This window comes from Myroides sp. C4067 (assembly GCF_038039665.1).
In the GTDB taxonomy this organism is placed as follows: Bacteria; Bacteroidota; Bacteroidia; order Flavobacteriales; family Flavobacteriaceae; genus Flavobacterium; species Flavobacterium odoratimimum.
In genome coordinates this window covers 117,436-138,568 of record NZ_JBBPHJ010000010.1, presented here as the reverse complement: position 1 = coordinate 138,568, position 21,133 = coordinate 117,436, and the positions used below count along the sequence as shown (strand labels likewise).

Sequence of the window (21,133 nt, the reverse complement as noted above, 5' to 3'; positions counted from 1 at the left end):
TCAAAGTCAGGAGACTTTGCGTAGCACTTTCGATAGAAATGGATGAAATCCAAAGGGACTTAGGGTTTTAAGAACTGTTTTTATTTCAGACTCAAAGTCAGGAGACTTTGCGTAGCACTTTCGATAGAAATGGATGAAATCCAAAGAGACTTAGGATTTTAGATAAAAATATACAAAAGGCTTAAAGTAATTTAAGCCTTTTATTTTGACTTAGCTTGTCGTTTTTGTAAATTACAAGCTCAAAAATTAAAACAAGACAATATTGAAACTTACTATATTAGGCTGTTATGCAGCAACACCAAGAACGATAACTAACCCTACATCTCAAGTTTTAGAGATGGGAGGACATATGTTTTTAATCGATGCTGGTGAAGGAACTCAAGTACAATTAAGACGTCATAAGTTGAAGTTCCAACGTATCAATCATATTTTTATCTCTCATTTGCACGGGGATCACTTCTATGGATTGATAGGGTTAATCTCAACGTATATGTTGTTAAACAGAACTTCTGATTTGCACATTTATGGACCTAAGGGGATTAAGGAAGTGACTTTGTTGCAGCTGAGATTGTCTAATTCTTATTCTGGATATAAACTATTCTTTCATGAACAGACTAGTAAAGAGAGTAGAGTAGTATTCGAAGATGATAAGGTTATTGTACGTACCATACCATTAGATCACCGTGTGTATACTAATGGATATCTTTTTGAGACTAAGCCTGGAGATAGAAAGTTGCGTATTGGGGCTATAGAAGATTTAGGTATTGATAGATGTTATTATCAGAAGATCAAAAGTGGTGGTAATATCACATTGGATGATGGTACTGTAGTGGATAATAAGGATATTACTTATGATCCAGAGCCTACAGAGAGTTACGCTTTTTGTTCAGATACTTATTATTCAGAGGCCATAGTACCTATCATTAAAGATGTAGATGTATTATACCATGAGAGTACTTTCTTAGACAGTGAAGAGCATTATACAGAACGAACGAAACACTGTACTGCTAAGCAGGCAGCAAGTATTGCAAAGCTAGCGAATGCGAAGACTTTAATACTTGGGCATTATTCTACGAGATATAATGATATTACCTTGTTTAAGAAAGAAGCAGAGACTGTGTTTAGTGGTAAAATACTGAATGGAGACGATGGTAAAGTGTTTGACTTATAATAGATTTAGATATGAGTGATTTAAGTGATTACAGAAAATCGTATGAGAAGAGTGTATTGTTAGAGAGTAGTGTAGACGAAAACCCAATGATGCAATTCAAGAAATGGTTTTATGAGATAGAGGATTTCGGTGGAGTAGATGAGGTAAATGCAATGACGGTATCTACAATAGGATTGGATGGTTTTCCGAAGTCTAGAGTAGTGCTTTTAAAGTCTTATGACGAAGAGGGATTTGTGTTTTATACAAATTATAACTCTGAGAAAGGAAAGGCTATTATCGCTAATCCACATTTGTGTTTATCATTCTTTTGGCCTTCTGCGGAGCGTCAGATTATTATCAAGGGTATTGCTAGTAAGGCTAGTGCAGCTCAATCTGATAATTATTTTGATAGCCGTCCTTTAGGAAGTCGATTAGGAGCTATCGTATCTAATCAGAGTGAGGTCATCCCTAATCATCAAGTATTAGAAGATGCTATCAATAAATTAGAAAAAGAAGCGACAGAAGATACGGTAAAACGCCCTGATAATTGGGGAGGATTTGTAGTAAAACCTGTGTCTATTGAGTTTTGGCAAGGAAGAGCTAATCGTCTTCACGATCGTATTCGATATACATTGACAGAAGATGGTTTAGATTGGAAAATAGAACGACTAGCACCGTAGTATGAAAATAGCAAAGATCGTATTAACTATCGCAACCCTGTTTTTTATGGGATGGGCGTTAATGGAAAGTTCTAAGGACCAACCAAAAATATGGGTGCAAGTAGTGGGTGTAGCCTTGTTCTTTTTCTCCATGGCGAGATTGATGCAAAAGACACCTAGTAACACTCGTCAACAAGGACCTGCGGAACGGGAGTTCGATGCAGGAATAAAGAAAGATTTAATCAATCAAGCAAAAGAAGAAGAGAAAGATGCTTAGCAAAGGAGATTATGTACAAGTATTAGATGAGAACGAAGAAGGAGTTGTCATTAATATTATAGGAGATGAGGTAACTATAGAATCTAAAGAAGGTTTTATATTAACGTATAAACCGAATGAGCTTTTAAAAATAGCTAAAGAGGACGAGGTAGATATGCGCTCGGCTAGTACTAGAAGTTCGGTTAGTGAAGCACTACAAGAAAAAGTAGATCCTATAAAACGTTCTTTTACGAAGGAAAAACGTTCGCGTAAGGATGAGTTTATCCTAGAAGTAGATTTGCATATAGAGAAGCTTACGAATGACTATAGACGTATGGAGAAGCACGATATGCTGACACTACAGCTAGATACAGCTAGAGGGCAGGTAGAGTTCGCTATCCGCAATCGCATTCCTCGTATTGTATTTATACATGGAGTAGGTGAGGGTGTCCTAAAGGCTGAGTTAGAGTTTCTATTCAGTAGATATGCGGAGATAGTAGCTGAGGATGCGAATTATCAGAAGTATGGATTAGGCGCTACACAGATTTACTTTAAACAAAACGTCAGATAAGTTAATTAGGAATTAGGAATTAGGAATTAGGAATTAGGAATTAGTTCTTTTTTAATATACTCTTGATATAAAATATAACGACAATATGGCTAGGCTGTATTGTCGTTTTTTTGTGGACATATACGTCCTATACTATATGGATATTATGTCCTATCGGCACGTAATCATCCCTACTATTATGGAATCCCTGTGTGGAATGTATGACACGGATTCAAGTCCGCGCCAACATCACTGTGGAGATATATGTTGTGTAATACATATAATTGCTTTATAGATTTAGTTTAAGTGTTCCTGTTATGATTTATTAGTTGTATTTGTGATATGTCTATGCCAATCGAGTGAAGAGAAAATAGACAGAGAAGTTTATATTAATTACTTTTCGAATTCTTTTCTATTGTTTAGAATTGTCTCTAAATTATTAAATGCCCAGACTGATATGTTTTCGATATAGGGTACTAAGTCTAATCCAAGTTCAGTAAGTGTATATTCTACTTTAGGAGGCACTGTAGGATATACTTTTCGCGTAATAAAACCATCAGCTTCTAAGGTTTTTAAAGTTTTGGCGAGCATTTTTTGAGAAATATCTCCTATTGCTTTATCTATTTCATTAAAACGCATTACACCGTGATCTCTTAATAGGAGAAGGATAAGCATAGACCATTTCTCACCTATTCTGTCGAGTACTAATCTAATAGGACATGTATCTGCTTCTAAAATACTTTTTAGATTTAACTTATTGATTTTCATTATTAATTACTTGGAGGTTAGTATCTTACTTAGGCGTGCGTTCTTGTGTGGCCTATACAAAGGTAATACATTTGCTCTCCAAAAGAGAGTAACTCTAATTAAGAAAATCATTACAATGAAGAAAGTATTAATAGTATTAGCACACCCAAATTACGAAGCGTCAAATTCGAACAGAGCATTGTTAGAAGCATTGCCAAAAGATGTACAACTTACAATTCACAATATTTATGAGGCTTATCCCGATGGGCAGATAGATGTAGAGAGGGAACAAGAGTTGTTATTAGATCACGATAGAATAATCATTCAGTTCCCTACACAGTGGTTTAATGTACCTAGTTTACTGAAGTTATGGTTAGATGAAGTGCTTACTTATGGCTGGGCATTCGGAGTAGAACAAGGTGCTTTAGTAGGTAAAAAAATGGGTATAGTAACCACTACTGGTGGTGTAAAAGAGTCTTATGTAAAAGATAGTCATTACGGATTTACAGTGGAAGAGTTTTTATTACCTGTAATAGCTACTATCAAGTATATCGATGCGAACTATATAGGCTTTGTAGCGTTAAATAATGCGTATGGACCTACGGAGCAAGAAGTGAGTGAAGCTGTAAAACAATATGTGGAATTATTGAAGAAATAAGCAGAAAGACAAGTCGTTAGTATGATTTACTAACGATTTTTTTTGTAAAAAAACAGTATTAAATAGAATGAATATAAATAATTATTTATTTTTGCTGCGAAATGAAATAATTATAACAACATATAAACATTATGCTATCATCAAATATATTATCTAGTATGTTCACTAAAGCAGTGTATTTAACTATTTTATTGTTTAGTACTTCGGTGCTTTCTCAAACTTTTTTAGTGAAAGTGAGCGATTCAAGTTTAAATAGAATTAGAGGAGCAGAGATTATTATTAATGGAGATAAAATAGGGGAAACGGATAGTAAAGGAGAGCTGACCATAGATGTTATAACAACAAATGAAGCTACTCTATTGGTTTTAGCTAGTGGTTACGAGGAACAATTGGTTACTATTAATAACACAAAATTAGAAAACCCTATTGAAGTTGTATTAAAGAAATTAGAGGAGTCGTTAGATGAGATTGTTATTACTGCTGGTAGACGAGCAGAGAATATAGCTACTATTCCATCTTCTGTAACAATAATTAATCAGAAGGAGATGGAAAAACAGATGAGTGTTACAACTGATATTTCGACGATATTAAGTAATCTAGTACCTGGTCTAGGAAGTGCGACAAATAAGGGAACTTCGTCAGGACAGACATTAAGAGGTAGGCCTCTATTAGTCTTAATAGATGGGATTCCACAATCTACACCATTGATGAACGGAGCTCGTGATATACGTTCGATTGCGCCATTTGCAATAGAGCGTGTAGAGGTGATAAAAGGAGCTACTTCTATTTATGGAAATGGTTCTACTGGGGGGATTATTAATTATATAACCAAGAAAAATAGAGGAGAACAAACTTTTGGTGGAACTACTGTATTGGGAACTTCGTTTAATCCAGCGAACAGTAGTGGTACATTAGGATATAAAGTATCTCAGTCTTTCGGAGGGAAGTATAAAAATTGGAACTATATGGCTGGTGCGTCTATCGACTATACTGGTTTACAGCGAGACGGAGATGGAGTGATATTAGGGCAGATAGATGGACTGTCTAATACGTATCAAAAGAACTTGTTCGCTCAAATCACATATGATATCAATGATAATTCGTCTATTCGCGCTTTTTATAATGGCTATACAAGTACACAACACGCCAGATATATCAGTAAGATAGGTAAGTATGGTAGTGAAGCAACGGTAGGTGTAGCAGGGATAGATCCTGGTGAAAACTCAGGTACGCCTTATAACCACAATGTTATGTTGGGGTACACGAACAATGACTTGTTTTTAGAAACACAGTTAGATGTGTCATTATATATGAATTCATTTCGCTCGATGAACCGCTATGTAGAAAAAGGAACGGCATGGTATGGACCAGGACAAACGAGAATTAACTCTAAGAAGAAAGGTATTCGCTTAAACTTAAATACTCCTTTTACAGTATTTAAGATGCCGAGTGAAGTGACTTATGGAATAGATATTTTAAATGATAAAACAGACCAAGACTTAACAGATGGTCGTGTGTATATCCCTACAATGGATATGGTGAATATTGCGCCTTATGCACAATTAAAAATAGATTTAGTAGATCACTTGATACTAAAAACAGGAGTTAGATATGAGAATGCAAATGTAAAAGTAGATGATTTTAATACGATCGCTACAGGGCCTAATAACGAGGGAAGTATTTTCGTTCAAGGAGGTAAAATTCCTTACAAAACAACATTGTTTAACGTAGGGTTACGCTATAATAAATATGAGTATTTTAACCCTTTTATTAGTTTTTCTCAAGGATTTGCTATTAATGAATTAGGGCGAATCTTAAGAAGAGCAACAGAGAGTACATTAGACAAGCTAGAGACAGAACCAATTATTACGAATAACTACGAAGTAGGGTTCTCTAGTAGGTTTTCTATGTTTAGTTTTACAGGGTCATATTTTTTAAGCACATCTAAGTTAGGAGCTAATTTAGTAGATATAGGAGGATATTTAGTAGCACAGCGTGAACCTGAGCGAGTACACGGATTCGAAGTGACTGCTGAGGTCGCACTAACGCCACAGTGGACAGTAGGGGGAACTTATGCTTATGTAGAGGGAAAGGCAAAGTTCGACGATGGAAGTAAAGTATACTTAAATGGGGGACGTATCTCACCACCTAAAGCGACAGCTTTTGTGTATTATACTGCATCAGATAAATTAAATATACAGTTATATTGGTTGTATTCAGGAAGTAGAAATCGCTTTAATCCTAATGAAAAAGGAGGTTATAAAAATAGTGAAGGACCTGTAAAAGACATTAGTTTGTTTAATTTAGCATCTACTTATATCTTAAATAAAGCGTGGAAGGTAAATGTCGGTATTGAGAATTTGTTTAATAAAACGTATTATCCAGTAGTGAGCCAATACAGAGGGACTGATGCAGAGTATGTGAGAGGAAATGGAATGCAGGCTAATCTAAGCGTACAATACAACTTCTAGTAGATGAAGAAATTTATGCTATGGCTGCATAAGTGGCTAGGATTAATAACGGGAATTGTTATTGTCATCGTAAGTATTACGGGGTGTATTTATGTCTTTCACGATGATATAAAGAAAATGGTTTATCCAAGTAATTTTTATATTGATGATAAGGATAATTTAGGTGACTATAATAGAGAAACATTGTTATTCTCATCTCTTCAAAGTATAGCTCAGCAAGCAGTAGGAGAGCAATACCCTGTAAATAGAGTAGATATTTATCCTGCTAAAGATAGAACCTGGGTGTTTAGAGCACTTAAGACAGATAAGCATGCAATAGGATATTGGAATGAAGTTGTTTATTATAAAAGAATATTCGTAAATCCTTATACTGGTACAGTTCAGAAAGTAGAAGATACAAAGAAAGAGTTTTTTTATGTCGTGTTACAGTTACACCGCAATCTGTTATTAGGAAGTAAAATAGGAGGTTGGGTAGTAGGTGGAAGTACGGTGTTATTTATGGTTATTACGATTACGGGTCTGATCTTATGGTGGCCTAAAAAATGGAAGGGTAAGACATTTAAGCGAAGTTTCGCATTTGATTTTTCTGTCAATTGGAAGCGGTTAAATCATGATTTGCATAATTTGCTGGGTATGTACACCTTCCTATTAGCTATAGTGATAGGGATGACAGGTGTATTATTTGCCTTTCCTAAGTTTAGATCAGCAGTAGAAATAACACTTAATAAAGTAGATGAAGATAAATTTCAGGTAATGGAACCTACTGCTTTTGATACTGTACCTCAGATAACAAATAATACTTTAGACAATGCGGTATTTTATGCTTTAGATAAGTTCGGTTATGCTGATATGATGTCTATTCGTCTATCTAAGGATGAGAAAGAGCCTCATAGTTTACAGATCCGTTTAGAACAGGATAAGACGAGTAAATTCGAATGGTTGTATTTTGATAAAAAGTCAGGAGATATAGTCACTCGTGAAGATCATACTTATACATCAATAGCTTTAGGCACTAAAGTAAATTCTTTAAACTTCGATTTACACGTAGGCACGATATGGGGATACCCTACTAAGATACTCGCTTTTATAGGATCACTTATATTTGCTTCCTTACCAGTTACAGGATTGATAATTTGGTTGAACAAACAAAAGAAAAGTAAAAAAAGGAGTCGTTAGTAACATTTACTAACGGCTTTTTTTTGTATAAAAAAATCACTTAATACACCCACCTAGGCATAAAAAGTGATTCTTCATTAAATTCATACTAATACACAACATTATAAAGATACAATAAGTTTTGTTAAAAACATAGCTTTATATAGATAAAATGAGAATACCTATTTTTTGTCATAATCTTATTGGTATTTATCTCGATACGACGTTCTAAGTTATCGAATGATCTGTATCTGTTCATATAGAGGTGATTATTGTTGATTGAAATATTGAGTTTATTTAGCATAATAAATAGAATTGCTTTTTATGTTGTGTTATTTGAGAGTCTGAACTTCTATCTTTAGAATACTCATATTTGTACAATTATGGTAAAGTTTTGTTAATGATGTTTAAAAAAGAATTATATTAAACTTTTTAAAAATCTACCAAACTATGAATATTAAATATACAATCTGTGCAATCCTATTGGGAACGATAAGTGTGATGGCTCAAGATGAAAAAAAAGAAGAATCAACTTTATTAGGTGTATTGACACAGCAGGCTAACCCCGATGCGCCTAAGAAAGTGAATACCTTAGAAGTATATCTAGACTCAAAGTACGAGAACTTGACTAAGACAAGTGGATCAGGAACCTCTGATAGTAAGTTTAGATTAGTACAGTCGCGAGTTTATTTAAAAGGGAATTATAATAATAAGCTTACCTACTCACTTCGATATCGACTGAATGAGTCAGTAGCGTCTAATGCCTTAGAGTTTGCTTTTTTAGAGTATAATATTGATGACCATTGGACAGTGGGTATGGGAAAACAGTTTACAGCTTGGGGATCTACGGAGTTGTCTTATAACAGTGCTGATTTATATATGTTTACGAATATCATTGGTTCTATTGAGCTTTTTAGTCCAGGAGCTAGTATTGCTTATAAAGTAAAAGGACAGTCTTTTAAGTTACAGATGGTCTCTCAGGGAGAGCAGTTTGTGGCAGAAGATTATAAAAATAAGGCTTATGGAGGATTGTTTTTATGGGAAGGAGAATTGTTTAAAAAACATTTGAAAACGCGCTATGGGTATGCGTTATTTCAACATGATGCGAAGAAGTATTACAGCTGGGTAACTATGGGAAATAGATTGACATTAAATAACTTTATGGCAGAGGTAGACTGGATGTATGGTTTTAGAAATGTAGGCGATGCCGCTTTTACAGACTTAAATACAGGTACCAAGGGAATCGCATATGTGAAGGATAATGTGACGACAGCTTCTGTGAAGTATAAGTTCCATAAAGTGACTCCTTATGTAAAAGTGATGTATAATTATAGAAAAGACCTTGAGAGTAATGTGTCTTATGCTTTAAAGGGAGTTTCTACAGCTATCGAGTACAATCCATTTAATGATAAAGCGTTTAAGGATCTTAGGCTTTTTGCAGCTTATAACTTTTTAAATTATGATTATAAGAATTATGAAGTTTCTAAAGCAGATAAGAATGAGCATCAGATAGCAGTAGGGCTGAGATGGATGGTGCCGTTGTTTAAATTATAAATAGAGTAAATATGATGAAGTACAATGAATTATTAATAGATGAGGAGAGCAAAACAATGCAATTGTTTAAAGACTTATCAGAGGAAGAGGATAGAGAATTACACCAAATAGTTAGTTCGTTGATTAAACAGGGTAAAAAGATTAGAATGCAAGTTGTTGCTGATGATATTGGCGAACATAATGTATATCTTGAAGGGTATGATTTGGTAGATAATTTATTGCGAAAATAGAAGGAATAGAGTAAGTATTCTTACTTGTAGATTAAAAAAGACTTGTTGCCCTAATTTAGGGTAGCAAGTTTTTTTTTATAGTTATAATTGATGGGGAATGGAGTAGATAAGCATCTATGACTATGAGATAAGGGTAATAGATTATCTTTTATTCTGTAAATAATAAAAATAATTTGTTTATATAACGTATTGTTTTGTAATGTCTTAAAGGTTGTTTTTTGTAAATTTATATAGAATAAGTAGTTTTTTTTTAATTCCATCATGCAAGGATTTTTAAAAGTTGGGTTTATATAGATGAGTACTCACTATGAAATATTGTTAAACAAACTAAAAGTCTAGTAAAATGAGAGCAGTAAGAAGAATTAAAATGTTTACGATCTTATTTAGTTTAGTTGGTATTAGTTTTACATCGTGCATTAGTGATGATAATAATGTAGAGCCAAATAAACCTGTTAAGATAGGAGATGTAGTAGGGAGTTATAGTGGTAAAGCTTTTACTCTACAAGGAAAGTGGATGAATGAACAAAATACAATTTTTAAAATTAATGATAGTTTGATTGTATTTGATAATTTACCTGTTAGGGAGCTTGTAGGGTCAGTAGTTAAAGATGCTAGAAAAACGGAGGAAATATTAAATAAGATGGATAAGGTAAAGTATGACCTTGCTTATACGTCTGTAATAGATGAGACAGGAACAGCGTTAATATTAACTATGAATCCTAAAGAATTGAAGTTCACAATTCCGATGGACGATAATAAACAAGATGTAGTAGCGCATATTACTACAAAATATAAAGGAGTCTATGTGTCCAATAGATATGATATGGTGAAGTTTGAGTGGATAGTAGATAAATTAACTGTAGATGGAAAAGAAGATAAAGACTTTGTAGAAGTGAAGTATTTTTTTCCAGGATCTGTTAAAAGGTAATTAGAATTAGTTTTACCCATATTAGATCCAAACATAATGTTTATACAACAAATGACTAAAAAAGATAGTGTAGAACGAGGGTTAGTGGATAGATTACAATCTAAAGACCAATCTGCTTGGAAAGAATTTTACGAATTCTATTCAGGACATTTTACCTATGTATGTATGCGATATCTTAAGAGTCAGGATGATGTAAAAGATGTGATGCAGAATAGTTTTATCAAGATTTTTAATGCTATTGGCTCATTTGAGTATAAGGGAGTAGGTTCTTTAAAAGCGTGGACGACACGATTAATCATTAATGAATCTTTAAAATTTCTTAGAGATACTACTAAAATAGAATTTCCTACTCTAGTGGATGATTTAGTAGAGGTAGTTGAAGAAGAACCAAACTTAGATGAGATACCAGAGTCAGAGATTTTAGAATTGATACGCTCTTTACCTGATGGATACCGAATGGTTTTTAACCTCTATGTCTTTGAAAAAAAGAGTCATAAAGAAATAGGTAGACTGTTAGAAATAGGAGAGAGTTCGTCAGCTTCTCAATTTCATAGAGCAAAGAAAATACTCATGCAGAAGATAAAGTTATATAATAAACCCAAAACAAGCGCCTTATGAACGATAAATGGTTAAATGATCTGGAACAGAAGATGAAGGATCATACAGAGATCGGACCAGAGGGGTTGTGGGAGGATTTGGAACAAAAACTTTTTGGGGAAGAGAAGGGAAAAATCATACCATTATGGTCAGATACTGTACAGCAAGCAACAAATAAAAAAGGAGCACCTAAAAGAATTGACTTAAAAAGAGTTATAGGGATCGTGGCTTCTATAGCAATCGTGTTAGTAGGAGGTGTAGAGTTATATTTGAGAAGTGAACGTGCTTTACAGCATGATGATAAAGAAAAAGATAGTATTGTTATAGATGCTAAAGAGACTGAGGTAACGCCTAATTCTAGACAGAATCAATATCTAGATAAGGTAGAAGAAGAGATAATTACCAAAGAAACACACACAAATACCAAAGCTTTGACTTCAACTGAAAAGGAGAAGGCAAGCAGTCATGCTATCAAGGCAATAGAAGAGAGGAGAGAGCCTTCTATTGTCGAGGTAGCTGACAATTCTAATTCAGTAAACCAAGAGAAGGAATATGTAACTATAGTTCCAAATACAGTAGATAAAGAAGAGGTTAAAGAACAGTTAGCGACTTTAGTAGAAGAAAGTCATAAAAACTTAGAAACTGCTATTGTAGAAAATCAGGTAAAGGAAAAAGAAATTAAAACTGAAGTAAAGTCAAAAAAGAATAGAGGCTTTTCTTTAGGGTTAATATCAAGTAATATAGCCTCTACATCTAGTATGCAACAAAGTGGATATAATACAATGAGTGGAGCGATGAAGGTAGGAGCTGATGCACCCTTGGATTTAGGAATGGCAGGTGCGGTGTTATCTGAGATTTATGTTGTGAATCAGAATAAAGAAGTCTATACCGATATTACGCATAAGAAGCCTATACGCTTTGGTATAGCGTTATACTATCCTATGGGAGATAAATGGGGAATCAATACAGGTATTACTTATACTAAATTATCCTCTGATCTTACTTCGGGAAGTCAAGAGTATAAGATTATAAATACTCAGACACTACATTATGTAGGAGTGCCTATACAGGTGAATTATAATTTATGGGAGAAAGGTAATTTCTCAGCTTATGTCAATGGTGGTTTTCATATAGAGAAGTCAGTATATGGAACACTTAAAACTAAGTTTCAAGCTAATCAGAATGTAGAAAAGAGACCAGACGAAAAGGTAACTGTAAAAGGAATACAAACATCTGCAAATGTAGCAATAGGTATGGAGTATAAATTAGCAAAGAGTGTAGGGCTTTTTGTAGAACCAGGAGCGAGATATTATTTTGATAATGGGAGTTCTATTAAAACTATTTATACAGAGAAGCCCTTTGATTTTAATTTACAGTTAGGGTTGCGTTATTCGATCCCTAATTCAAAGAAATCAATAGAAAGTAAAGAATAAACATTTAGAAGGTCGGAAGTAGAAGTGTCTATATACTACAATCTTCAAAAATCTATGAAAAGTGAAAAGTAAAGTGTTAGTAAGTTTTATGTTCATATTACTATGTAGTTAGGTTATATATAGTAATGTTTTTAATTAATTTATCACCCTCTGCACCTCTGTAATTTATTACAGAGGTGCTTTTTTTTAGGAGATAAAAAAAAACGCTTACAGTTAAGTAAGCGTTTTCAGATATTATTCTTCCTTATCAGGATCTTCTTCTTTAAAGTATTCTGTAAATATTTTGATACTATCTATAGGATCTGGCATTCCCATAGGAGCATTTTCGCGTTCATAATGTTCTAGTAAAATATTTATAACTTCATATTCATCTGCTTCAGGAGTATTAGGCTTAGCATCTTTTAATAGCTGTAATCTAACTAAAGCCATGTGATAATCTTCTTCCGTTCTAATTGGTTTCATAGGCATATTGACATTTTCTAAATAACTTTAACTACTCTCTTGTAGATAAATATACTGAATATAAAGTGGATAGTATACATAAAAGAGGATTATTTAACGAAGGAGGTTTTCATAAGATTTTTTTCTCTTGGGATATGTATAAAATGTATCTAATTAGTATTCATTATTTTGTAGATTTGTATTAACATAATTTAAAATAATTACTATGAAGAGTTTTTTAGTTTGTTTATTGTTAAGTGTAAGTACACTTGCTACAGCACAGAAAGTGGTGTTTAAAAAAGGAAAGGTATTATATGATAAGACACCTATTGCTAATGTCGAAGAAGTTAAAGGAGTTTATACTATTTCTACCTTAGATAATGAACCTGTTGTTATAGCTGATCCTCGTATAGCAGATGGACAAAAGTTTTATGTTAGAGTAACATTGCCAGAAGACAAGGAAAAGGTTGTTTTAGTTCGTCCTACTCATAAGAAGTGGAGTATGTCTAAGTCTAAGATTGTAATTGATGAGTTTACTTTTGGGATTTACAAGATTTTTACACCTACAGGATTGGATAAAGAAGCTGCTAAAGCAATAATGACTTATGATGATTCTGAAACTAGAGCTATGCTAGAAGCGAATAGAAAGGCTTATGTTGATACTGAAGAATATGTAAAAGGATTTTCTAGCCAAAATTGGGTATTTAATGATTTAGGGGAGTTTGGTAGGAATGAAAAAGGAAGTTTTGTTTCTTATGGAAAGGTAAAACGTTATAAAGATAATGGAGGAATAAACATAGTATACGATATTTCTGTTTATGATAATACTACTAGAAGTTACATCTTAGTTGGTAAATGGAATGAGAAGAGAGATAGAATGTTTGTTTTAAATAATGGAGAAGCATATATGTTACCTGATGTGTATAGTGCACCTACTTTAAGTTTAGATATGGATAAAGTGGCTAAAGCAATGGTTTATTTAGTTAAAAAATAAAGGAGTAAATATCTTTAAGGAAGCACAATTAGTCGGAAGATATAGTACAAAACACGGAATTTAAGGTAATATTAAGGACTCCTATTGCTAATTAGTTTTATTTTGTAGTCTGATAAAATAGAAGGGAAGATGAAGACAGTTGGTTTAGAAACAAATAAAGAAATAGATTTTTATACAAGAGTAGATAATCTAGTATTGACTACTCCTCAAAAGCAAGATTACTATACACTTATCCTTTGTACTAGAGGACATATAGACTTAAAAGTAGGATACCATAAGTTTACCATTCACGAGGGCTCTATGTCTATTATTTCACCAGAAGTAATTTATCTTGGAGGACAAGCTTCAGATGACTTTAGAGTCTTACAGATTTTTTTTAGGAAGTGTTTTTTGTACCGCAATTATGTCAAGGAGATGATTGTGGATGAATTATTGTTCTTAAATGCAGATTATCCACCTATGTATAAGTTAGAAGACTCTTTTAAACAAGTCTTACAGAACTTTAATAATCTCGCATGGGAGTTAGACACTAAAGGACCTTATCACCTTAATATCATTCGCTTGAAGCTGATTGAGATATTGTATGATTACAACCGAGCTTGTGAGTATTGTCTCTTAGGCTTTCACAAGGGAATGAATAGACAGTACCAATTGACTTATACTTTTAAACAACACTTAGAAGAGAAGTTTAAAGGGCTTAAAACAGTACAACAATATGCAGACTTGATGGGTATTACGCCAAAGCATTTGACAGAAGTCATAAAAGAAGAGACAGGGATGACTGCACTTCAGTTAATACACGAACGTCTATTACTAGAGGCTCAGTATTTATTAAAACACAGCCATATGACTGTAAAAGAATGTGCTTATGAACTAGGCTTTGATAATATTTCGTACTTCAACCGCTTTTTTAAGTTACATATAGGAGATTCTCCTTTAGGGTATAGAAATAAGTAGTTATTTAGAACTTTTAGAAAAGTTTGATTAATATATAAAGAGAACTTAGTATCAGTACTAAGTTCTCTTTGTATTTACAGCAAGGAATATTTTATACATTCACACCAAAGAGATAACCTACTAGAGCTGATAGTCCCATGGCTATAGATCCCCAGATAACGATTCTGAGTACTGCTTTTTTGATACTTGATCCGCCAGTCTTAGCTGATAATGCCCCTAATATTATTAGAAATACAATCGTAAAACCATATAGCCAGTATTCCATTTCGTCTACAGGTGCTAATAGGGCTACCCCAAGAGGGAGTACTCCACCGATAGTAAATGATGCACCCGAGGCTAGAGCTGCTTGCATAGGATTGGCCTGATTAATTTCATTAATCCCTAATTCATCTCTGACATGAGCAGCTAAAGCGTCTTTTTCAGTTAACTCAATAGCCACCTGCATAGCCGTTTCTTTTTTTAATCCACGCCTCTCATAGATCTGTGCTAGAAGTTTTAATTCCGTTTCAGGCATTTCTTCAAGTTCTTTTGCTTCTCTTTCTATATCCGCATTCTCTATATCCGTCTGAGAGCTTACAGATACATATTCTCCAGCAGCCATCGATAATGCACCAGCTACTAGCCCTGCCACTGTGGCAAGTAGTATAGGTTCTCTTGATGCACTAGCTGTCGCAACACCTATCGCTAAACTCGATACAGATATAATACCATCATTAGCCCCTAAGACAGCTGCCCTAAGCCAATTACTTCGGTTGATATAATGACTATCTAGATAGTTGTCTATCGTTATTTTATCTTTGTTATCGCTCATTTTAGTGTGTTTTCGTATTTTTTAAAAAAGAAGTTTAAGAAAAAAGGAGAGGTAGTGCTTTTGACACTATTCTCTCCTTTTTCCTTCTACATCTATATTGAGATGTTGTTTTATTTCTTCGAAGTTTTTATAACTAAACTCAAATATCTTTGTGCTTTTTTCTCCTTCTTGGAGTACGATGTATTCTGTAGCTCCTAGAAAAACTCGTTTAGTATGTGCTAGCACACATACTGTATTTGGTTTGTAAAATTTCTTTTTGCTTCCAATAAGGTTTCTGACTAAGATATCATTCTCTTGGATTGTGATATCCTTGACCATCGTCATCGTTAATGAAAAACTAAATACAAATAAGACTAACCCTAAGGTAACTCCTCCTACGAAGCCATAATGACTTTTGAAGCCAACATGGCCACTCTGTGCATCATCTGCCATAAAGTAAAATAGGGTAAAAAGTACTAAAGCAATAATAAGTAAAATCAATAATAATTTGATAATTCTTGAACTATATTGAGACTGTACCATAAGAATAGTGAAGTGTTGTTTTGTTATACAGCAAGTTACAAATAAAGCAAAGGATTAGCAAGACAATTTTTAGCAAACCTATTTTAGGTAAAAACGGATAATTGTATCTTAGCCTAAAATAGATACTATGAGCTGGAGTGCAGAGCAGGTGTACACTATCGCGAATACCACAGTGATAGAACGATTGCAACAAATAGAAGAATTAAGACAAGGATTATTCAATATAGATACACTAGAAAAGGGAATCAGAAGCGAATGGACCAGAGAAATTTTCTTTGAGAATGAACATCACGAACGAAAGCATATTAAACACAGCCTACCTCAGGATGGACTATTCGTTATCAATCCTTCTATGAGTAGAACAGCCTATGATGATAAGGCCAATGCGTTTTATGCAAGTTATGCTGAATATAAAAAGAACAAATGGCAATTCTTAGAACATATAGAGATTGTTCCAATGGTATTGTCTTTGAACCTTACATTAGAACAGTGTAAGTTACTCGCTTTCTTACAACAGTTAAATGAAGAGACAAAACAACCTTTCGTGTACTATAAGTGTGAGATGTGGGGAGGTGATATAGATGAAGAAATAGTAGTAGTTTTCGATGGAGAGATGAAGGTGTATTACTTTGATGAATTGACAGGGGAGTATAAACAGATGATTGGTGCCGAAATAAAAGAATTAGAAGATACTACCGTTTTACAGAAAGGGCTAGAGGCTATCGGACTAGTCTTGCCAACGCATTTCTTTGCACTTCATGAGACCTCTTTTGATTGGTATCCTTATCAATTGAGGCATTAAGCATTTATCTCTTTTAGGTCACTTGATCGTTTGGGGATTTGTGAAGTATCCGCCCGATATTGTTGCTGAGGAACGTTGTCTGAATTAGTATATATCATGAATACTGCTAGTGTACCTAATCTAGAGCAATAAAGGGGAAGTTTAGTTTATCTTATATTTTGTCAGAACACAATGTGGATGATATATTATGTGTTAGATGGAAGGTATTCCATCTCTATATTGCTTTTAAGTTTATTTACATTTAATAGCTCACTATAATTTATCACTTCACAAGATTAATAGCCATTTAAACGCGATTTAAAAACCGTTCACTGTTAACAGTCAACTGTTAACCAATGAAATCCCTAAAGTTTTACTAAATTATACAAATGAGCTCCAACTGAATTCGTTGTATAAAAAATAAGATATACTTCTATTCGGTACATTAATTGATGTAATGCTATGATTTTGTTGTTAGAGCTGAGGTCTTTTTGTAATTTCTTTAGACCGAACTTGTCATAGGACAACTGAGGGAATAGATTGGATTATTTATATTTGTTTATCATCGCGATAGCAATTTTATATAGTGTATAAGAGCATTGTATTTTATTCATTTTACCTCGTGGTCTATCTAAAGTTAGCTCTACTACAACAGCGATGACGAATTAATTAATCTTAGTATTACAACATTATGGAAATAGGGATCGTTGAAGACCCAAAGGTGAAAAAGTATTTACCTTGGCTTGCTGCGTTAGCTATATTTATGCAAGCCTTAGATGGTACTATCCTAAACACAGGATTGCCCTCTATCGCTAGAAGTTTAGGAGAGTCACCCTTAGAGATGCAGAGCGTTATCGTATCGTATACCTTGACAGTAGCCCTGTTAATCCCTTTAAGTGGATGGTTGGCAGACCGCTTTGGTACACGTAATATGCTGATGTTAGCCATTGGTATCTTTACCTTAGGATCCTTATTTTGTTCTATAGCTAATACTTTAGATCAACTCGTTTTAGCTCGTATATTCCAAGCTATAGGAGGATCTATGTTAGTACCAGTAGCGAGGTTAATACTGATTTATGCCTATCCAAAAGATCAATTACTAGGTATCATTAACTTTATCACCATACCCGCATTGATAGGGCCAATGTTAGGACCTACTGCAGGAGGTTTTTTAGTAGAGAAGTTCTCTTGGCATTGGATATTCTTGATTAATTTACCTGTCGGCATTGTCGCTATGGTTTGGGCAAGAAAGGTTGTTCCTAATTTTACCAATACAGTTGGCAAATTTGACTTAAAAGGATGGCTGTTAATCAGTGGAGGATTGACTACCATTACGCTGATTATTGAACGATGGAACTCTCCCCAATTTACAGCGACAACCCTAATTTTATTAGGAGTACTTACCATTATCTGCGTATTAGGATACATACGATACGCACAGAGAACTACTAAGGCTCTTATCAGATTAAGCTTATTAAAGATAAAAACACTAAGAGTAGGGCTAATAGGCAATCTAGTTACTCGATTTGGAGTAGGGGGAATGCCACTGATGGTACCTTTACTACTACAAGTTGGCTTTGGGTATTCTGCCTTTTTTGCAGGGTTAATGATGATACCACAGGCAGGAGCCAACCTTGTTTTTAGAAACTTTGTCATCCCTATTGTACGCAAATTTGGATATAGAAACACACTGATTGTCAATACAATATTGACCGGAATAATCATCTCTTGTTTCTTCTTTATCAATAAAAATACCCCAATGTGGATATTGGTGATTTTGATGATTTGCAACGGAGCATTTAATGCAGTACAGTTTACTTCTATGAATACCATAGCATTAGCAGATTTAGACAATGATACATCAAGTGAGGGAAACACCTTATTATCCGTTACCCAACAGTTAGCCATCAGTCTAGGGATATCTATCTCAGCGATGATCTTAGTGATGTTCCAAAATAGCAGTATTGGGACAAATGATCAAGGAATAGACGTGTTTAGATATACCTTTTTAGTCATGGGAATTATCACCATCTTATCTAGTCGTGTATTTGCAAGATTAAGTGTAGAAGCAGGAGCAAGCCTAGTCGAAAAAAGAGAATACAAAGAACCAAAACAACAAACAAATTAACGATACCATGGACAGATTATATTTTAGACCATTAGTCATAGAAGATAAAGAACAATTATTATACATCTACTCTGATAAAGACGCGATGCAATACAGAGGTAGTAAACCTCTAGAGACCATAGAAGAAGCAGAGAATATGGTGCATCAAGCTCATCAAGAATGGGAAAGTAGAACCAAAATGAGAATGGCTGTGATAGAGAAAGATACTGAGGTATTAATCGGAACTGCGATGTACTTCTTCGAATCTCCTACAGCTGTAGAAATAGGTTTCTCTATCGGGAGGGACTTTTGGAAGTATGGTTATGGACAAGAGGGGACAATAGGTTTAATGGAGTATATTAAAGCGAATGAACCTAATGTAACCACTATAGTGGGCATAGCCCGTAGTGGAAACGAAAAGTCTCTAAAGATGATGGCGAATATTGGTTTCGTAGAAGTGTTAGATTACGAGGTAGAAGGAAAGAGAAGGTTTGAGTTAATGGTTAACAGTTAACGGTTTACAGTTTTTGCCTTCGGCAATTAGGATGGTATATCATGTAGAGACGCAATATTATGCGTGTCACACAATCGTTATCACGTCTTGTATGCTGTGCGAAGTCTCCCGACTTCGTACCCATTTTAATAAAAACACCTTACCTTTACCACCACAATAAAATACACCCCATGAAATATTATTGGAAAGATATCACAAATGAACATCAACAATGGAAAGCATTAGAACTAACAGTAGAAGGATTAACACCTCCTACAATGCAATTATTGAGTGGTTCGAATTGGAAGATGAAGTTGGTCTTTGAAGATAAACCAGTGATGTGGGGACTGATCAGTAGAGACTTCTGTGATATAGGAGTAGTAAGAACTTTCGAAGAGGAGAGTAGGCTGATTAAGAATATCAATTCCCAAGAAGTAGAGAAGCGCAAAGAGCTATCAACTGAAGAAAGACTAAAGTCATGGTCTCGCTATTTTGCGGAAGAAATGGTGTCGTCAAATAAGCACTTCTTTTATGACTCTATTTGGTTGTTTGAAGGATATAAAGACTTTGCATCTCCTCCTAATTATGGAACTACTGTAGCAGTAGAAGATGACTTTGATGCATTTACTTATGCGCGTTGGGATAGGGAGTTACTGTACTCGCGTAAAGTAGATGAACACTCAGGTCGCCTAAAGTGGTGGCGTAAGAAAGCGATAGAGGGAACATTACCTCCTATATTCGCATGGTATATCCCCTCTCTTGGAGGATATTGGATTATAGATGGCAACTATAGATTAAGAGTTGCTATCTTAGAAAAGAAAGAAATCCCAGTAGTATTAGCCTATTCAGGAGAGTATAAAGAAGCTATTATGAACCCTGATTACCAGCGAGGAATATTACACTCTTTAGCTAAATCAGAGGGTAAACCTGTAAGTCCACAAACAGCAGCGTCAATGAATCAGCATTTGGCTCAGGCTTTTGATGATAGACCTTATTTCCAACAGAAGACAGTAGCTCGAGTAAAGATCAAGTCCAATGAAGAGTGGCTCTCAGAGGTAACAGAATATCTAGAACGCATTGATTATCCTGAAAGAGAGAAGTATATTAAGCAGTTGAAAGATGAACTGTAATTTTACTATAGTTTTTTTGTGATTTTGGTCTTTTGTTGTTTCGTTAAAGTATATTGTCTTTTATAAATCAATATCTTTACACTATCACGATATCACAAAGAAATGAGGTTATTCTCATGGAGGGGGACCCACAGAGTAGGGTGGTTAAATTATGATACGTTATGTCCTTCCGAGCCTGCGAAGAATCCCATCCTATCGGCACACAACGGTAGGGATGTATAACATACATCCTCGCAATACCCTGTATGCTATGTCTTTCTGAGCTTGCGAAGAATCCCATCCTATCAGCACGCAATGGTAAGGATGATTACCTCCGCAGTATAATTAAGCATGATTTTTACTAAATACACCCCTTAATTGCTTTAAAAACCCATAATCTACCCTAATTAACTATAATTACAAGCTGTTTTTAGTCTATAAAACCTCTTTTAGTCTCTTATCTATTAAAAAAGGATAGTTTTTTATTTTTATCTTATTTACGTATGTTTCTTATAATTAGGTATTTATGT

General features: G+C 34.3%; 22 protein-coding genes. 18 read left to right on the top strand and 4 right to left on the bottom strand.

Going from position 1 to position 21,133, the window contains the following annotated elements; all coding sequences use genetic code 11:
* Positions 1-262 precede the first annotated feature (262 nt).
* Genes AABL87_RS09540 through AABL87_RS09525 form a run of 4 tightly spaced genes read left to right on the top strand, consistent with a single transcriptional unit; the run spans position 263 to position 2,636 of the window.
* Positions 263-1,171 (top strand): ribonuclease Z, encoded by a 909-nt coding sequence (locus AABL87_RS09540; RefSeq protein ID WP_006261567.1) that lies wholly within the window; start codon positions 263-265, stop codon positions 1,169-1,171.
* An 11-nt stretch (positions 1,172-1,182) separates the two neighbouring features.
* Positions 1,183-1,830 (top strand): pyridoxamine 5'-phosphate oxidase, encoded by a 648-nt coding sequence (gene pdxH, locus AABL87_RS09535; protein ID WP_006265677.1) that lies wholly within the window; start codon positions 1,183-1,185, stop codon positions 1,828-1,830.
* A 46-nt stretch (positions 1,831-1,876) separates the two neighbouring features.
* Positions 1,877-2,086, top strand: coding sequence for a hypothetical protein (locus tag AABL87_RS09530; protein WP_235280442.1), 210 nt, complete (start codon positions 1,877-1,879; stop codon positions 2,084-2,086).
* Entirely contained in the window at positions 2,079-2,636 is a 558-nt protein-coding gene (locus AABL87_RS09525) for a Smr/MutS family protein (protein ID WP_041892754.1), read from the top strand. The genes AABL87_RS09530 and AABL87_RS09525 overlap by 8 nt, the downstream gene beginning before the upstream one ends.
* A gap of 372 nt (positions 2,637-3,008) precedes the next feature.
* Here the strand turns inward: AABL87_RS09525 and AABL87_RS09520 are convergent, their stop codons facing one another.
* The gene (locus tag AABL87_RS09520) at positions 3,009-3,383 is read right to left on the bottom strand and encodes a winged helix-turn-helix transcriptional regulator (protein ID WP_006265674.1); all 375 of its coding nucleotides are present in this window, start codon (positions 3,381-3,383) and stop codon (positions 3,009-3,011) included.
* 115 nt (positions 3,384-3,498) lie between these two features.
* Between AABL87_RS09520 and AABL87_RS09515 the strand changes: the two genes are divergently transcribed.
* The 8 genes from AABL87_RS09515 to AABL87_RS09480 all read left to right on the top strand — a co-directional run bounded on the left by AABL87_RS09515 (position 3,499) and on the right by AABL87_RS09480 (position 12,388).
* The gene (locus tag AABL87_RS09515) at positions 3,499-4,020 is read left to right on the top strand and encodes an NAD(P)H-dependent oxidoreductase (RefSeq protein WP_006265673.1); all 522 of its coding nucleotides are present in this window, start codon (positions 3,499-3,501) and stop codon (positions 4,018-4,020) included.
* A 131-nt stretch (positions 4,021-4,151) separates the two neighbouring features.
* Positions 4,152-6,491, top strand: coding sequence for a TonB-dependent receptor (locus AABL87_RS09510; protein WP_341277256.1), 2,340 nt, complete (start codon positions 4,152-4,154; stop codon positions 6,489-6,491).
* A 3-nt stretch (positions 6,492-6,494) separates the two neighbouring features.
* Positions 6,495-7,667 (top strand): PepSY-associated TM helix domain-containing protein, encoded by a 1,173-nt coding sequence (locus AABL87_RS09505; RefSeq protein WP_006261562.1) that lies wholly within the window; start codon positions 6,495-6,497, stop codon positions 7,665-7,667.
* Between the two features lie 429 nt (positions 7,668-8,096).
* Complete coding sequence (locus AABL87_RS09500; RefSeq protein ID WP_341277255.1) at positions 8,097-9,200, top strand: porin; 1,104 nt, start codon at positions 8,097-8,099, stop codon at positions 9,198-9,200.
* An 11-nt stretch (positions 9,201-9,211) separates the two neighbouring features.
* Positions 9,212-9,430 carry a hypothetical protein gene (locus tag AABL87_RS09495; RefSeq protein WP_073145063.1) on the top strand — a complete coding sequence of 73 codons (219 nt, stop codon included), beginning with the start codon at positions 9,212-9,214 and terminating at the stop codon, positions 9,428-9,430.
* A gap of 343 nt (positions 9,431-9,773) precedes the next feature.
* The gene (locus AABL87_RS09490) at positions 9,774-10,358 is read left to right on the top strand and encodes a DUF4840 domain-containing protein (RefSeq protein ID WP_006261558.1); all 585 of its coding nucleotides are present in this window, start codon (positions 9,774-9,776) and stop codon (positions 10,356-10,358) included.
* A 51-nt stretch (positions 10,359-10,409) separates the two neighbouring features.
* Positions 10,410-10,976, top strand: a complete 567-nt coding sequence (locus AABL87_RS09485; protein WP_006264056.1) for an RNA polymerase sigma factor — start codon at positions 10,410-10,412, stop codon at positions 10,974-10,976.
* Positions 10,973-12,388, top strand: coding sequence for an outer membrane beta-barrel protein (locus AABL87_RS09480; RefSeq protein WP_071307581.1), 1,416 nt, complete (start codon positions 10,973-10,975; stop codon positions 12,386-12,388). Before AABL87_RS09485 ends, AABL87_RS09480 begins: the two co-directional genes overlap by 4 nt.
* A gap of 234 nt (positions 12,389-12,622) precedes the next feature.
* Here AABL87_RS09480 and AABL87_RS09475 read toward each other — a convergent pair whose 3' ends face one another.
* Positions 12,623-12,850, bottom strand: coding sequence for a hypothetical protein (locus AABL87_RS09475; protein ID WP_230456741.1), 228 nt, complete (start codon positions 12,848-12,850; stop codon positions 12,623-12,625).
* 205 nt (positions 12,851-13,055) lie between these two features.
* Here AABL87_RS09475 and AABL87_RS09470 point away from each other — a divergent pair, with 205 nt between their 5' ends.
* Both AABL87_RS09470 and AABL87_RS09465 read left to right on the top strand, forming a co-directional pair.
* Positions 13,056-13,823: a hypothetical protein gene (locus AABL87_RS09470; RefSeq protein WP_006261555.1), complete on the top strand. Its 768-nt coding sequence runs from the start codon at positions 13,056-13,058 to the stop codon at positions 13,821-13,823.
* 129 nt (positions 13,824-13,952) lie between these two features.
* Positions 13,953-14,780, top strand: a complete 828-nt coding sequence (locus AABL87_RS09465; protein WP_006264053.1) for a helix-turn-helix domain-containing protein — start codon at positions 13,953-13,955, stop codon at positions 14,778-14,780.
* Between the two features lie 91 nt (positions 14,781-14,871).
* Here the strand turns inward: AABL87_RS09465 and AABL87_RS09460 are convergent, their stop codons facing one another.
* Together AABL87_RS09460 and AABL87_RS09455 are read right to left on the bottom strand one after the other, a co-directional pair.
* Positions 14,872-15,591 carry a VIT1/CCC1 transporter family protein gene (locus AABL87_RS09460; protein WP_006261553.1) on the bottom strand — a complete coding sequence of 240 codons (720 nt, stop codon included), beginning with the start codon at positions 15,589-15,591 and terminating at the stop codon, positions 14,872-14,874.
* A 66-nt stretch (positions 15,592-15,657) separates the two neighbouring features.
* A complete protein-coding gene (locus tag AABL87_RS09455; RefSeq protein ID WP_006261552.1) occupies positions 15,658-16,113 on the bottom strand; it encodes a hypothetical protein in 456 nt (151 codons plus the stop codon).
* 127 nt (positions 16,114-16,240) lie between these two features.
* Here AABL87_RS09455 and AABL87_RS09450 point away from each other — a divergent pair, with 127 nt between their 5' ends.
* The 4 genes from AABL87_RS09450 to AABL87_RS09435 all read left to right on the top strand — a co-directional run bounded on the left by AABL87_RS09450 (position 16,241) and on the right by AABL87_RS09435 (position 20,624).
* Positions 16,241-16,915, top strand: coding sequence for a hypothetical protein (locus AABL87_RS09450; RefSeq protein ID WP_341277253.1), 675 nt, complete (start codon positions 16,241-16,243; stop codon positions 16,913-16,915).
* A gap of 670 nt (positions 16,916-17,585) precedes the next feature.
* Positions 17,586-19,022, top strand: coding sequence for a multidrug transporter subunit MdtD (gene mdtD, locus AABL87_RS09445; RefSeq protein ID WP_006264050.1), 1,437 nt, complete (start codon positions 17,586-17,588; stop codon positions 19,020-19,022).
* A gap of 7 nt (positions 19,023-19,029) precedes the next feature.
* Positions 19,030-19,515, top strand: a complete 486-nt coding sequence (locus AABL87_RS09440; protein ID WP_341277252.1) for a GNAT family N-acetyltransferase — start codon at positions 19,030-19,032, stop codon at positions 19,513-19,515.
* A gap of 170 nt (positions 19,516-19,685) precedes the next feature.
* Entirely contained in the window at positions 19,686-20,624 is a 939-nt protein-coding gene (locus AABL87_RS09435; RefSeq protein WP_341277251.1) for a ParB/Srx family N-terminal domain-containing protein, read from the top strand.
* The last annotated feature ends 509 nt before the right edge of the window (positions 20,625-21,133 follow it).